We start from the raw sequence: 15,577 nt of genomic DNA on the forward strand, positions 1-15,577 counted from the left end.
ACCTTATTTTAGTGTTCTATCAAAGAATGTAACCATCTGCCAGTAGGCATCCTCGGCTTCGAAGCTTCGTGACAACTGACCATCTTCCAACATGAATCCGTGTGGTTGTCCCTGGTATACTTTCAATTCAAAGTATTTCCCGGCATTATCCAATTCAGTACTATATTTGTAGATATCAGATACATTGCTAGCCTGGTCATTTGTTCCGTGTATTATTAACATGGGAACTTCCAGTTGTTCGATCACGTCAGCAGGTTTATCAGGTCGGGTTTCGGAATCTCCCGAATAAGGAAAACCGTACCATGCTACTCCAGACTTGAATTCTTTGATATCTGGAAGGAAAAGCATAGTGTAGCGTCCGCCTGCACAAAAACCAGTCAGACCAAGAAGGTTGGTGTCAACATCGGGTCTTTCTCTTAAATAATCAATAGAGTCTCTTATCAATTGCTCTACAACTGCATCATGTGGAGATGTTTCAAAAGTCTGCCATTCAGGAGCGACTACCACATACCCTTCTGAAGCCAGCCTGTCAATAAGTTCTATATATCCGGATTCCATTCCCCTGAATGAATGTATCAGGACGATTGCCGGTTTTTTGTCTTTAGTTTCAAGAGCAGCTACATAAGCAGGATATGTCAGATTGCCACTGTCAATTGTCACTTCCGTCTTTTCTACCTCAATTCCTGTCAATATTGGTATCTTTTCATTGCTCTTAATTCCATTATCAGCAATTTTATTTGTATCGCTTAAGCAACCTGATAATCCAACGAAAATTATCATTAACAGACAAATAAGTGAATATTTCATTTAACCCCCAATTAAACATACAATACTATCTTATTTCTATTATGTGCATGTTTATAGGTAAAAACAGAGCTCTTCTTAGCAACTGTTATTTGGATAGTACGTTAAAAAGTAGAATAGAATACAGAAGGTACTTACATTTCATCTATTGGCACAGTATTTTTAAAAAAATCGACTATGAATTACTATTACCCTTTCGCCTTCTGGATTCCTGTAATATTTTCACAGGTATGTTTGCCCCTGGAATGACAGCTCCTGCAACTTCCCCTCCAATCTCGAACAATGTTTCTTCGGTGAATATCTCTGCCATCTTTTCCCTGAGCACTTTACCAGAATAGAACTCACCTGTAATACCATCAAATTCCAGAACATTCTGTTTATTCTTTGGTAGCCATGAAAATTCAAAAGCATAAATTGGTCTGAAATACAGATCAAGAGTTTCGATTCTCACAGTCTCGTCCAGAACTTCATCTGCATCAATGGGTTTCATCATATCGCTTAATAGTTTCCTGACAAGGTAAGAAGCTTTTATTTTTACCGGAACTACAATATTATCTCCGGCATTCAGTTCTTCAGTTTGTGATATTTCACGTGTTTCCATGGAAAGATATCGGGAGAGATCTTCTTCATTTTCTGTATACGCATCTACGAATATTTCTTTAGTACTTGATTCCAGACAGTGTTCGCTACCGTGAAGTTTTACATTCCGCTCTTTATCTATATCCCTTTCCTCATTGCAGATTATTACTTTCTGCACAGCAAGATCACTAATTTTTACAGAAAACTCAGTGTTTCGCTTATACTCAAAATTGCTTGAGCATACAGCATGCCAGAAAGGCTTGTACTGTTTTTCCGCATGGATTATATTAATATCATCAGGTTTTGGCCGTGATAATAGGTTTTTAATTCCTCCAAATGCTGCAGTCTTCTTATTCCAGGCAAGTTCTTTCATTTCCTCAAAGGACTTCTCACCTGTCAATACCAGCATTCTTGGCTCAATTATCTCTAAGTTTAAGTTATCCACAATAAAAGGTATGCTAAAATTAGCATAATAATCTTTCTGTTTGATTTTGCCTTAACATCTGTTCATTCAATTTCAATATCATACGCATTTAAAAGAGATATGACTTCAGGAATTGAGAATTTTGTCTTTTTCAGGAAATTGTTATTTGGGTCTATGTCGTAGTTCTTCGCGTTCCTGAATGATGTAAAACTCAGGTTTGTATTTCTAAAAAGACTGTTCTTTAGATCAGATCCCTGAAAATCCGCATTTTTCAGGTTCGTATTTACAAAATCACAATCATAAACCTGACAATTGATAAAATCCGTATTTTCTAAATTCATATTGGAAAAGACTGATAATGAAAGAAATGAGCTTTCAAATCCAATGGTAAATATGAAGTCATTGCAATCTGAAAAATTCAATCCCATGATCTTGCAGTTCTTGAATCTGACATCCTGAAATCTTGTGCTATTCAAATCTACATTCGATAAGTTGCAATTTTCAAAGTTGCACTCAATGAATTTGGTATTTTTGAAAGACACACCTGTGAGATCAATACCCTCAAAGCTTTCTGCTTCAAATTCTTCATTCTGGTATTCCATAATGCAAGGAAATTGTTGCTATTTTATATGATTTCTTCGCACATTTTAACCTTCCAACCTCCCTCTAAACGCGAATGATTGCTTTTGGCAATGCTACAGTAGAGGAAAGCGGTTATAGCATTAATAAGAAGTGTGCATCATTTGGTATTTGTAAGAACGTCTGCCCTGTTGGTACAATCAGCAAAGGAGATATTTAAAAGGTAGATAGCTCTACATGCCTATAATGTGGAAATTGTTATGAAAAGTATCCAAAAGATGCCATTAATTTGCCAAAAGAATTCTAACCAATCAAAAGATAGGACTAATTAACAACCCTGCTAAGAAAGAAATGAGGTTACAGATCAAAGAAATAATCAGCGATTTTTTCATATTAGTTCTCAATACAAAGCAATAGATAATTGCTTCTATCAAAACTACTGAAATCTCCCCACTTACTGTAAGAAGACTATATGATCTTATTATCTGTGGTAATATGAACCAGAGATAAGGAAGTGTTGAAAACGAAGAAAAAATTCCTGCAAATAGTAATAGCCTATTAGTAATTTCATTTTTATTTGTTTTCAAAAAAAGTCTGAAAATAACAAATAGAGTTATAGTTTCTATAATTATTGTTAATATCAAGGACAATAAAAACCAGTATTCATATGTCATCAATTTGGAACCCCAAATAGATTTTTGAAGAAAGAAATTATTATATCTATAATAGATCTTCCAGATAACATTTGATCATCAGAAATTGATTCATTTATAGTCTTTTTCTGGACATGCTCATTTGAAAGGTTTTCTTTTGTATATGCTGAATTCTCATAGATTGTTGATCTTAGGCCAGCTATTTCAGGCTGTTCGAATGTTTTCACTTTATCGGGTACACTTCCTACATATTTTGATACTTTTTTTGATTCATAAAGCACCAATTCATCATCTGTGAAACCTGCAATTGAATAGTATATCTCTTCCTCATTTAACGGGTTTTCAATATCTATAATGTCCCAATCAGGATTTAAATCAAGCTGATAACCCAGAATATTAGTATCGGATTCAAAATCTATATTTTTGAGTTCTTTAGAATCAAGATAATCCTTTTCCATCGCATATATTGTCAGGTTATTTGCTTTATAATATTGTGTTAAGCATTTATCAGAAGTAACGATATATGGGTTTTCACATTGGATTAATGGTCCTCTTATATATCCTATAAATACAGTATCTGGGAAATCATCTAAATTTGTTATCTTTACGCATCGATTAATACCCTTCATACCTGATGGCATAATATCTGCATTTGCGGGAACTATAGCAGTAAGCAGGACTAAAATGGATATCAAAATTGTAATTTTTAATTTCATTATATCATCTTCAACATTTATAAAATATGCTGTGTCTAGTTAAATAATTTATGAAACATGTCCAACAAAACATAAATACACAGGAACCAATCTAAAAATGAGGATTGTGGTGAATGGTTACTGAAATGTCTGAAAGCGATTTGAAAGAACAAATTAATAATCTCGTGAAAGAACAAAAACTTGCAGTCCTTGCAAGCTTTCATGATGATGAGCCATATACTAACTTAATAGCCTTTGTAGCCACTGATGATCTTAAACATATATATTTTGTAACTCCTGTGGCCACAAGGAAATATTCTTATCTCAGTATTTCCAAAAAAGCGTCCTTGATGATAGATAACAGGTCTAACAAAGAGAATGACTTTAAGGATGCCATAGCTGTAAATGCGAATGGCACAGTTATGGAAGTCAAAAAAACTGATGTTTCCATGGATCTCTACCTTGGAAAACATCCTTATCTCAAAGATTTCCTGTTGTCGCCTTCTTCTGCCCTCATGAAACTTGAAGTGAACAGATACATTGTTGCAAGCAAATTCCAGAATGTCGTGGAGATAGATATGACATGAAGGAACTTGTCATTTTCATGGAGAACATAAAAAAAGAAAACATGGACCTTATAGGTTCAAAGGCATTCTCACTTCACGACATCGTAGACAAAGGCTTAATGGTCCCTCCATTTATTTGCATCACCACAAAAGCCTATGAAGAATACCTTAATTCCAGCGCCCTGAAAGGTAGGATAACACTTGAGCTTGCCCGAAAAGATATCAAAGATATGCGCTGGGAAGAGATGTGGGATACATCCCTGAGAATCCGGAATATGTTCCTTAACACACCAATCCCTGAAAATCTTGCTAGGGGAATACGGGATAATATTGATAAACATTTCACTGACATTCCGGTTGTTGTCAGGTCATCGGCACCAGGCGAGGATTCCAGTAATACATCTTTTGCAGGCTTACATGAATCCTATGTGAATATAAAAGGCCTGGAATCCATATTAGAACACATCAGGCTTGTATGGGCTTCCCTATGGTCAGATGCAGCTTTCCTTTACAGGAAGGAATTGGGACTTGACATAAAACATAGTACAATGGCAGTGATGGTTCAGGAACTTATTACAGGGGAAGTCTCAGGCATCATTTTCAGCAGCAGTCCTGAAAATAGCAAACAGATGATAATTGAAGCCGTTCATGGTTTGAATAAAGGGCTTGTGGATGGTGATGTGGAACCGGACAGATGGATAATTGACAGAGAAAATGCTGTCATAATCCAGCATGTCGATCCATCAAGTCGTGAAAAAATGACCGTTTTGAGAAATACTGGCACTGCTCTTGAAAAGACTTCTCCTGCTATATCAAAAACTCCTCCTCTTGGAGAAAATGATGTTCATGAACTGCATGAGATAGCTTTGATTATGGAAAGCAATTTTGGTAATCCACAGGATATTGAATGGACTAAAAGAGATGAGGAGATATACGTACTCCAGTCAAGACCAATAACAACAACAGATGAAGGAGAAAAACTCTGGTATCTATCTCTTAGAAGGACAATGGATAATTTGCAGGAGCTTCGCAAAAGAGTAGAGGATAAATTGATCCCTGAAATGATCAGGGATGCAAAAGCCCTGAAATCAATTGAAGTTGGAATCCTGAGTGATAAAGAACTTGCCAGGGAAATAACTCGAAGAAAAGAACTGTATAATGGATGGGATAAAAAATATACTGACGAGTTCATTCCCTTTGCCCATGGGATGAGACTGTTCGGCCAGGTCTACAATGATATGATAAAACCTTCAAATCCGTATGAATTCATGGAATTGCTCTCAGGTTCCGGGTTGCTAAGCATCAAAAGGAACGAGAAACTCAACAGAATGGCCGATATGCTGAGAAAAGATGCTTCGCGCCTGAATACTACAAATGGCATAATTGTTGAAGGAGCTTTTAAGGAAGAGGTAGAGGATTTCTTTGAGAATTTCGGACATTCTGGTATTTTTAAAAATCAGGAAGAGCTGTTAAGGCTTATTGTAGAGCTTGCTTCCAACCCTGAAAAGGAAATGCCTGTTAAAAGAAATGCCAGTGGCCTGGAAGGACGCTTTATTTCTGCTTTTTCTGAAACCGACAGGGAATTTGCAGAAGAACTTCTTGAAATAGGACGCACAAGTTATCGTCTGCGAGATGATGATAACATTCATCTTGGAAGGATAGAGGAGCAATACATTTCAACAGTGAACGAGGCAAAAAACAGGATAGCAACCAAAATAAAAAGCAGGTTCGAATATTTTGATATTAATGATGATATCGAGGAAAAAGAACTATTAAAAGCGCTCAATGACGACAATTATGTCCCTGTAAAAAAAACGATAATAAAAGAAGAGATTTTAGTAAAAAAAGCACATCAAAGGCAGATTCAAGGACAGCCTGCAGGTGAAGGCCTTGTGACAAGTGTTGCACGGGTGATCACGAAGAACGAGGAGCTTTTCGACATCAAATTTGGTGAGATACTTGTATGCGATGCTATTGATCCTAACATGACATTTGTAGTACCTCTTGTGAGCGGGATTGTGGAACGCAGAGGTGGTATGCTGATACATGGCGCCATTATTGCAAGAGAATACGGAATCCCCTGTGTCACTGGAATACCAGATGCAACAGACATTATCAAAAATGGTGATGAAGTTACGGTTGATGGTTATCTGGGTATAGTTACGATAAAAAGGAAAGCAATTACAGGGTAAAATGAAGAATGCAACTGTTTCCGACCATAAATTTAATTATATACTAAAATTACTGCTAAATAAATTCATTCAAATTGCTTTGCAAAACGTAACTATTCAGCCTGGCACGATTTGCCTATTGGTACTGATTTCATCGAAATAGAGATGTCTGCTCACTAACAATCTAACAATCAAAAAAGCAATCAATAGCAACAATCAAAATAAATGATCCTAATGAAATTTACGTTTCAACTTTTTGTCAAGATTGTTATTGATAGCGTTTTTATCAGGCTGAATAGTTACAATTTTTCTTTAATGACATAATCAATTATATTGAAGAGGATTTCGAGAAACTACCATCAATACTCATACAATTCAATAAAATTTAAATAATAGCAAAGCAAATTTACTATTATGGATTCTTTTACTGATTTTGCCTTAAATGAAGAATATAAGCGTCTCCAATCTGTCGGAGATAAGCTTGCTGAAATTGAATATTTAGTAGATTGGAAGCCTTTTCGCCCTATTCTGGAGTCAATGTACATAAACAGAACAGCTTCAGGCGGACGGCCTGAAGCTGATGTTATTGTAATGTTCAAGATGCTTGTTCTGCAACAATGGCATGGTCTTTCTGATGCTGAGCTTGAAAAGCAGTGTATTGACAGGATATCCTTTAGGAAATTCCTGGGATTTCCTGAATATGTACCAGACAGTACAACTGTCTGGTCATTCAGGAAGAGAATTATCGACAATGGTAAAGAAAAAGCGGTGTGGGATGAAATGCAGAATCAGCTTGATGCTCTTGGTTTGAAGATTAAAAAAGGAATGATCCAGGATGCAACTTTTATTCACTCAGATCCAGGACATGCAAAAGCAGATGTACTCAGAGGAAAAGATGCGAAAACAAGAAGAAGCAAAGATGGAACCTGGACTAAGAAAAATGGTAAATCTCACTTTGGATACAAACTTCATACAATTATTGATAAGGATTATGAACTAATCAGAAGATTTGAGACAACAACTGCATCACTTCACGATTCACAGGTTGATCTGTCTGAAAAGGGTGAAGTGGTGTATAGAGATAAAGGATATTTTGGAGCAATAGCAAAAGGTTTTGCAGCAACAATGCAACGAGCTGTAAGAGGACATCCTTTAGGAATAATGGATATCCTCAGAAATGAAAGAATAAGTGTGAAAAGAGTCCCTTGCGAAAGAGTGTATGCAGTGACAAAAGAAATATTTAAAACCAGAAAGGTTCTTGTTACAACTGTAGAAAGAGTGAATGCAAAAATGTTGATGACAGCTTTTTGTTTTAATCTGCATCAATTGAGGACACTAAAAACCAAAGGAGTAATTTAGGATAGCGGGAGCTATACTAAAAATAAGGATTAATGAAGAGAAATAAACAAAATGATAAAAAATGAGAGGATATAATTGAGTTTGAATACTTTAATGATCTAAAATGAGGGAATATCGAAATCCTCTGAAGTTTTTTTGAGGAACTATTCTTTAACCTAACAACTGATAGTTTTATTTCTAAAGTAAAAATAATTATTCATAGGGAATGCATGAAAAAATCCTGATGAACTATATTCGATTATTGAAATCCTCACAGTCCATGTGATTAAAAACAATGTTTAGAATTACAGTTTCCATACATTTATTATTTTTTACGGCTAAATATAATATACTCTATTCAAAGCATTATTTATTTCGAACAATCTGTGGGGGATTCAAACGAAAATAGAACAAGATTTGATAATTCGTTTTGGGATGCTGTCTATTCTGCTTATAATGCTTGCCGGGACAGCGGCAGCAATCACAGCATCTGATAAAGTGGCTTTGCTGCAGGGGACTGAGGCAGACTACACTGAGGGAGGATACCTGGATACCGACTTTGATACAAACATGATGGCTGAATGGTGGTATCTGAATGGTGATACTAAACTTGTGGCAGATGATGGAGAGGAAAGAAATTTAGGATTCTTCGTTGTTCTGACACATCAGGAAGCACCCATGATAGTAGCTCCTGACGGGACACAACTTTCCTATATGCTTACCTTCTACGGTCTCTACTACGATAATGATACTGCATTTTTCAACAAAAAGGATACCTATATCCCACGAGTGCTTCTTAACGATTATGTGGCAATACACACACCTTACGTGGATTACACGTTCCCTGATGGGATGAAGAGTTACAATGGTTCACACTCTCAGGGATATGAGTTGAATTATACCTGTGAAGAGATGCAAATGGATCTGTTTTTCCAGACAGATGCTGACAGGACCGTGGACCAGGCCGATGGACCACTCAGATTCGTTGCGTATGAACACGCTTACGGAAACCTGACTGGCTCAATAGTTCTGGATGGTAAGAAGTACACGGTGGTACAGGGAGAAGGATACATGGACCACATGCTCTCAATGACTACCACAGAATTAACATGGCCAATGGAGATGCATGGTTGGAGCTGGTCCGAGGTCACAACAGACAACTATCAGACAGTTTTTTACGGTGTCCGGGACATCAAAGGAGATTATTACGATGAATATTCATATAAACATCTGATACTGATGGACAGATACACTGGGAAAGTAATCTCTGAATATTTTGATGATGAGATAAAGATCGATGAAAATAACTGGATAAATGAAGATCAATATAACAGGATGAGACCACGTAGTACCAGATTATCTACATCTGATCTGACAGTAACAATGGATGCCGATAATGTAGCTGTCTTTAACTACATAACCCCTATTGAGAACGGTGGATTTGTAGATTTCATGTCCTTCCAGAAGGAAAGTGCATCTATCCAGTACAATGACACGATAGAGGAGGGAAATGCTTTCTGGGAATACCTGGTCAGTGATATGGGTTCACTGGCACAGCCTGAAGCAGTACCCACCGCTGTACCTTTGATAACAGCAGGTGTATTGGGTCTGTTTACGATTCTTCTTCTCAAAAGAAAACAATAACATGAGACGTAAGCATCCTTTACAAGGATGCTTATCGATAAGTTACAGAGAATCAATCCTCAGAAACATTGTTTCAAAAGTAATATTTTAAAGCACCCCAATAAGTACATTTAGAAATAATATTGTGTTGGTTAAAAATATTAGAAAACGGTGTTGTTTTCTTATTTGACAGTGTAAAGTGTTATAGCTGGGGATAGATAGATGAGGATTATAAATAATTTCGTAACTAAAATCGTTTTGTCTTTTATTTTAATAGTGACAATGGCTTGTATAACAGTATCTGCATCATCAACCGGACCAATATACGATGGTCCTGATCTTGATACTATTGTCGGATCTGAAAATTCAGACTTTCTTGAAATGAATGCTAGCAATTTTGCAGAATTTATTTTTGATGAACAACTGCGTATATACGGAGGAGACTTTGTATCGGGAAGAACAATCGAAGAAGATGGCCTCAGATACCATACAAGCATTGTTCAGGCAGATTATCAGGCAGACTTCGCTGATGAGAATACGGGCATAAACAAAGGCACTTTCCCAGTCATCGGACTCTTTACAGAAGAATACGTTCCACTTTCTGACTATGATGCAGGTGAACTGGTCAAGTTACTCGTTGACTCCAATGACACGTACAACCTAGAAACCGGTGACTTACTGGAACTTCCAAATGGCTATGCACTCGCTGTAAAGCAGATCGATGTTGTGGGTAACAAGGCATGGATGGAATTGTCCAGGGATGGAGTATTAGTAGAATATGAAGTTATCGATATAACGGCTGGAGATGCAACCTGGGACTATGATACAGATGTCGGAGACCAGGATGATGTGATTGTATTCAGAGCACTTATTACTGAGATATCTCAGGTTGACAACTATGTAGTTGTTGAAGGTTTCTGGTTAATTGATTTCCAGAACGTCTACGAGATTGAAACAAGTGATGAGTTTGCGATTTTGGAAGTTGATAGTGTTAGTGACTCACTTTCGATGGTGAATTACGAACCAATGAATTTAGTACCTGATTCAGTTCAGGGAATAGCTGAAGGACTGAAGTTCAAAGTTAACAGTTCCATTGAATATTTGGAATTTTATCTGATCAATGAATCTACAGAACCAATAGAACCAAGAACAATCTACGTAAACGAGGATGGTACGGCAGACTATACAACGATAACTGAAGCTACTTATAATGCAAACAATGGAGATACAATTATTGTTTTTTCGGGAACTTATGTGGAAAATGTGTTTGTAGATAAGGAGTTAACAATCATATCTGAATCAGGGGATCTAAATTATACTGCTGTCTATGCTCAAAACTCTAATCAAAGTGTTTTTCATGTAGCTGCAGACAATGTAACTATCAGTGGCTTCAACGTAACTGGTGCAAACGACGAGTTGTTTTGGCCATTCGCTGGAATACACCTTAATGAGGTTGAAAATTGTAATATTGCCAACAACGTTCTATCAAACAATATATGTGGCATTCTATTGAGTGTATCCAACAATAATACCTTACTTAACAACTTTGTTTCAAATAATGAAGTGGGCATTCTTTTTGAAGGATCAATAAATAGCTGGCTAGCAAATAACAATGTATCAAATAATTATGATGGTATTGCTCTATTCATGTCAAATGGCAATATTCTAAATGACAACAATATATCAAAAAATGAGTATGGCATATATCTTGATACATCCCAAGAGAACACTATATATAATAACTACTTCAGCAATGTACAAAATATCGAGATATTTGAGTCCGAGAATATTTGGAATGTCACCAAAACAGAAGGATCAAACATTATTGGAGGTGCATTCATCGGTGGGAACTTCTGGGCAACACCAGATGGTGAAGGTTTTAGCCAGACCTGCAATGATACAGATGGAAATGGAATATGTGACATGGTCTATGAACTTAATGTTAATAATATCGATCATCTACCGCTTTCATTGAAACAATTTGAACCAATAATTCCAATCTGTGATTTCACTGCAAATACTACATTTGGCATCCCACCATTAACAGTTCAGTTCACTGACCTTTCTACAAATACTGATTCCTGGGAATGGGATGTTGACGGTGATAACATCGCAGATTATACCACCAGGAACCCTGTGCATACATACACATCGATTGGCTCTTACAATGTCACACTTACTGCAGGCAATATGAACAGTAGTGATACAAAGACCGTGAATAATTACATAAGTGTTAGTGATCCAAGAGCAAACGTCTCAATAGAACCGTCTTTAATACCTTTATCGGGCCATCTTGAACCTGGAGATACTTTTCAGGTGGCAGTGGAAGTAGATTGTGAAGAGGATAATTTGAGAGGTATCAAATTAGCTATTGATTATGACAACGCTTCACTTGAACTGAACAGTGAAAACTATGAAGACCTGCTTGGATCTGACGTCCTGATCATGTCACGTCCCTCATCCGGAACATATCTATTCGACCTTGCATCCAGGGATCGTGAAACAATAGTTCCAAGAAGCGGTACCCTGCTTATACTTAACTTCCAGGTTAAAGATGAAGCAACGACTGGTGTATATGCTCTTAATCTGTATGATGTAAAACTTACAGACGAAAATGTTGCTGCTATACCAACCATTGTCAATGATGGCCAGGTATCAATCTTAAATTCAAGTGAACTTACCGTACCCACTGTAAGGATCGTTACTGATACAGGTCCTTTTATGCCGGGTGAAGAGTTCTACACCACGGTAAGGGTAAATTCCGTTAGCTACGCACTGAATGACATTGCTCTTCAATTAAACTATGACCCTTCGGCTGTTATTGTTACCAATATTATAGATGATGGGATTTTCGGAGAACATACGCTGATAGTGCCCGGAAGCGGAGATAAAGGTGATGGCTTGCTAACTTATAAAGTCAATACTACTGCATCCAGTCCTGTACCAGTATCAGGAGATGTCCTCACTATTGGTTTTGGTGTAAAGGAGAATGCAACTGATGGTGTATACGGTCTTGAACTGGAAAATGTTCTGCTTAAAGATGAAAATACTACCACCATGCCGAATGTGATGGTCAGTAATACTACTTTCAGAATCTCGAATGCGTCGAACGTGATGCCAATAGTTGGCATAATATCACCAAATGAGAGTGATATCATCTCAGGCATACAGAATATTGAAGCTGTGGACCTGTCAGGAGATGAAGATGTAGTTTCAACAGCTTTCAGAATTTATGCGGACATCAATGGTGATGGTCTGGTTAATGATGGAAAAGTATGGAGGGGCCTTGGAACTGACAACAACGGAAATGATGGATGGAATATTACATTCCTTTCTAATGAGTTCCTGGATGGTACATACCTGCTTCGTGTGCTTATGGCAGATGGCAGCGGTACAAGTGATGCATACAGATCAGTAGAGATCTATAATGCAGATACTCCATTCAGCATGGCTAAAGTGGTTTCTGAAACAGGTCCTTTTAAGCCGGGACAAAATTTCCAGGCTACTATCAAAGTGATCTCAAATGGCTACCCACTAGACAGTATCAATCTTCAGTTGAACTATGACCCATCAGCCATCAATATCACAGGTATTACAAATGAAAATCTGCTCGGTAATAGTACAACGGCAGGAATCGGAATTGGTGGTAACAATGCAATAGCTTCAGTTATCTATGGGATCAATGTAATAGAAACAATCAATGAACCAATATCAGGCAATCTTCTTACCATTGGTTTTGAGGTGACTGAAAATGCATCTGAGGGAACATACAGCCTTGATCTGGAAAATGTCGTGTTTAGAGATGAGAATAATACTGCAATACCAGATACTGTAGTTTTCAATACTGTAATTCAGATAGCAAATGCCACAGACCCAATAGATGGGGAACCAGATGAGGAACCGGGAGATGAGATTCCTGTCGATGATGAGGAAACTGACATTACAGGTATCACTCTGCAACCCGGCTGGAACCTGATATCGTTCCCGGAGAATCTGGATGAACCCTCTATTGATGATGTGCTAAGGAAGTTCAGCGACGATGAGATAGATATTGTGTTCTATAACGATGCAAATTCTGGTATGATGATAATACCTGTTGAATTTGAACCGCTTAAAGGGTACTGGGTACATAACAATATGTCGGAATCTGCTGTTGTGGATGAGACATACCTCAAACCAAAGATACCAGCAGGACCACCATCTTTAACCTTATATTCTGGCTGGAATGCAATTGGTCACACGGCAAAGGTAGAACTACCTGCTGAATATGCTCTCATTACCATAGATAATCTTTACACCGAGATAAGAGGTCCGTGGATACCAGCAGAAAAAAAGCATGCATATATTGGCTACAACAATGAAGAAGGTATCATTGGAGGTAATCAGGTAGGCACAGATGTCTTCAACATGAGCATGTATGAAGGGTACTACGTGTTTGTTGAAGATGAATGTGTGCTGGCATGATAGAATATAGATAAAAAGAGGCAAAAGGTCTCTTTTATTTTTCTTTATAATAAAAGAGAAAAAATTGAATTAAACCTGTAAGTCCGTCACCAAAATAACTAAATAAAGTAGGCCACCTCGAATGCATAAAGCGAGTTGATAAATTGGTAATAAAAGACGGAGATACTATAAAGATAGATTATACAGGCACACTTGATGATGGTTCAGTTTTTGATTCATCGGAAAATCATGGACAAGCACTGGAGTTCACAGTAGGTTCCGGGAAAGTCATAAAAGGTTTCGATGATGCTGTAAAAAATATGGAAGTGGGTGAGGAAAAAGAATTCAGACTTGAACCTGCAGAAGCATATGGTGAATATAAGGATACACTTACTGATACTGTATCCAGAGACCTTGTCCAGACAAGTATGGATATGGAAGTTGGAAAAATATTCCTTGTACAAAATCCACATGGACAACAGATGCCTGCAAAAATAATTAACCTGACAGATGACGAAGTTACTTTTGACCTGAATCATCCACTTGCTGGTAAAGCATTGACTTTCAAGATAAAAATTGTAGAAGCATAAATTAGTGATCGGATTTTAAACTCATTTGTGCCTGCTAATGAAAGAAAAAGATTTCCTCAAATTCAGAGAATGGTTTAATCGTTATGTTCAGTCCTTTTATTCAGGTGATGCTTTTATTCAAGAGAATATAAGGCTCAAAGAAGAGCATAGTATAAGGGTATGTGAAAATGCTTCCCTCATTGCAAAATCAGAATATCTGGGTAATGAAGAGTATTATCTCGTAAAGACTATTGCTCTGCTTCATGATATTGGCCGTTTTGAACAGATCAGGAAATACAGAACCTTCAAGGATTCTGAATCTGAGAACCATGCTCTCCTGGGAGTAAAGATATTGCAGACAGAAGGAGTTCTGTCAGATCTGCCTCTGGAAGAACAGAGAATAATTCTCACAGCCATTACGAGTCATAATCTTCTCCGGATACCAGATAAACTCGATAAGAGAACTCTTTTTCATTCTAAACTCATCAGGGACGCAGACAAGCTGGATATCTACAAAGTCTTGACAGATTACTATACTATAAAAGATACATCTCCAAATCCCGCACTTTACCTTGGGTTTCCTGATACTTCTGAATATAACCGTGACCTGCTGGAAGATATATTCAATAACAAGGTTGCAAGTGTCAAGAAGGTCAAAACATGTAATGATATGAATCTCACACGTCTTGCATGGTTATTTGATCTGAATTTCGTAGAAACCGTCAGACTTGTCAGGAAAAGAGGCTACATCGACAAAATGATAGCCACCCTGCCACAGAATGATGAAATGGATAAGCTCCGCATTCATTTGACAGAGTATATGGATTCTGTTCTGGCTAATTGCTGAAACAATTAAGATCGTTGGGCTTACCTCATCATCATCATGCTCATTATATATTTAAGTATAGATATATTTATATAGTTGTGAAATGTAGTAGGAATTGCAGTCACAAGGGCTGAAGACTCAGACCGACTGTATAGCCATTCGGTGGTACGATATGGACTTGATTAAAATGACTGAAGCTAAAAACGAATAAAGATATACGAACACTAACAAATCTGTTCCACATTACTCCCACACACACATCAGGTTTGTTACGTTCATGCTTCAGTCATCACAATTATTTAGAGTA

At 37.2% G+C, this 15,577-nt stretch carries 11 protein-coding genes; 7 read left to right on the forward strand and 4 right to left on the reverse strand.

Annotation, left to right across the window (positions count from 1 at the left end):
- Nucleotides 1-3: 3 nt before the first annotated feature.
- The 4 genes from WN948_RS00635 to WN948_RS00650 form a co-directional block, all read right to left on the reverse strand.
- A complete protein-coding gene (locus tag WN948_RS00635) occupies nucleotides 4-807 on the reverse strand; it encodes a dienelactone hydrolase family protein (protein ID WP_342305036.1) in 804 nt (267 codons plus the stop codon).
- A gap of 172 nt (nucleotides 808-979) precedes the next feature.
- On the reverse strand, nucleotides 980-1,792 hold the full coding sequence (locus WN948_RS00640; RefSeq protein WP_342305037.1) for a hypothetical protein: 813 nt from the start codon (nucleotides 1,790-1,792) through the stop codon (nucleotides 980-982).
- Nucleotides 1,793-1,890: 98 nt separating this feature from the next.
- Entirely contained in the window at nucleotides 1,891-2,409 is a 519-nt protein-coding gene (locus tag WN948_RS00645) for a pentapeptide repeat-containing protein (protein WP_342305038.1), read from the reverse strand.
- 650 nt (nucleotides 2,410-3,059) lie between these two features.
- Nucleotides 3,060-3,755, reverse strand: coding sequence for a hypothetical protein (locus WN948_RS00650; protein ID WP_342305039.1), 696 nt, complete (start codon nucleotides 3,753-3,755; stop codon nucleotides 3,060-3,062).
- 113 nt (nucleotides 3,756-3,868) lie between these two features.
- Here WN948_RS00650 and WN948_RS00655 point away from each other — a divergent pair, with 113 nt between their 5' ends.
- The 7 genes from WN948_RS00655 (at nucleotide 3,869) to WN948_RS00685 (ending at nucleotide 15,291) form a co-directional block, all read left to right on the forward strand.
- On the forward strand, nucleotides 3,869-4,321 hold the full coding sequence (locus WN948_RS00655; RefSeq protein WP_342305040.1) for a pyridoxamine 5'-phosphate oxidase family protein: 453 nt from the start codon (nucleotides 3,869-3,871) through the stop codon (nucleotides 4,319-4,321).
- Entirely contained in the window at nucleotides 4,318-6,492 is a 2,175-nt protein-coding gene (locus tag WN948_RS00660; protein WP_342305041.1) for a PEP/pyruvate-binding domain-containing protein, read from the forward strand. The genes WN948_RS00655 and WN948_RS00660 overlap by 4 nt, the downstream gene beginning before the upstream one ends.
- A gap of 393 nt (nucleotides 6,493-6,885) precedes the next feature.
- Nucleotides 6,886-7,830, forward strand: a complete 945-nt coding sequence (locus WN948_RS00665) for an IS5 family transposase (RefSeq protein WP_342303665.1) — start codon at nucleotides 6,886-6,888, stop codon at nucleotides 7,828-7,830.
- Between the two features lie 396 nt (nucleotides 7,831-8,226).
- Complete coding sequence (locus tag WN948_RS00670) at nucleotides 8,227-9,453, forward strand: hypothetical protein (protein ID WP_342305042.1); 1,227 nt, start codon at nucleotides 8,227-8,229, stop codon at nucleotides 9,451-9,453.
- Between the two features lie 261 nt (nucleotides 9,454-9,714).
- Nucleotides 9,715-13,896: an S-layer protein domain-containing protein gene (locus tag WN948_RS00675; RefSeq protein WP_342305043.1), complete on the forward strand. Its 4,182-nt coding sequence runs from the start codon at nucleotides 9,715-9,717 to the stop codon at nucleotides 13,894-13,896.
- A 143-nt stretch (nucleotides 13,897-14,039) separates the two neighbouring features.
- Nucleotides 14,040-14,465: a peptidylprolyl isomerase gene (locus WN948_RS00680; protein ID WP_342305044.1), complete on the forward strand. Its 426-nt coding sequence runs from the start codon at nucleotides 14,040-14,042 to the stop codon at nucleotides 14,463-14,465.
- A 37-nt stretch (nucleotides 14,466-14,502) separates the two neighbouring features.
- Nucleotides 14,503-15,291, forward strand: coding sequence for an HD domain-containing protein (locus tag WN948_RS00685; RefSeq protein WP_342305045.1), 789 nt, complete (start codon nucleotides 14,503-14,505; stop codon nucleotides 15,289-15,291).
- Nucleotides 15,292-15,577: the final 286 nt, after the last annotated feature.

The sequence above is a fragment of the Methanolobus sp. ZRKC5 genome (assembly GCF_038446525.1).
In the GTDB taxonomy this organism is placed as follows: Archaea; Halobacteriota; Methanosarcinia; order Methanosarcinales; family Methanosarcinaceae; genus Methanolobus.

Excerpts from the sequence above, each read along its gene's own strand:
- WN948_RS00655 (WP_342305040.1), top strand. The coding sequence starts at position 3,869 with ATGGTTACTGAAATGTCTGAAAGCGATTTGAAAGAACAAATTAATAAT.
- WN948_RS00660 (WP_342305041.1), top strand. The coding sequence starts at position 4,318 with ATGAAGGAACTTGTCATTTTCATGGAGAACATAAAAAAAGAAAACATG.
- WN948_RS00645 (WP_342305038.1), bottom strand. The coding sequence starts at position 2,409 with ATGGAATACCAGAATGAAGAATTTGAAGCAGAAAGCTTTGAGGGTATT.
- WN948_RS00635 (WP_342305036.1), bottom strand. The coding sequence starts at position 807 with ATGAAATATTCACTTATTTGTCTGTTAATGATAATTTTCGTTGGATTA.
- WN948_RS00675 (WP_342305043.1), top strand. The coding sequence starts at position 9,715 with ATGGCTTGTATAACAGTATCTGCATCATCAACCGGACCAATATACGAT.
- WN948_RS00685 (WP_342305045.1), top strand. The coding sequence starts at position 14,503 with ATGAAAGAAAAAGATTTCCTCAAATTCAGAGAATGGTTTAATCGTTAT.
- WN948_RS00650 (WP_342305039.1), bottom strand. The coding sequence starts at position 3,755 with ATGAAATTAAAAATTACAATTTTGATATCCATTTTAGTCCTGCTTACT.
- WN948_RS00665 (WP_342303665.1), top strand. The coding sequence starts at position 6,886 with ATGGATTCTTTTACTGATTTTGCCTTAAATGAAGAATATAAGCGTCTC.
- WN948_RS00640 (WP_342305037.1), bottom strand. The coding sequence starts at position 1,792 with ATGCTGGTATTGACAGGTGAGAAGTCCTTTGAGGAAATGAAAGAACTT.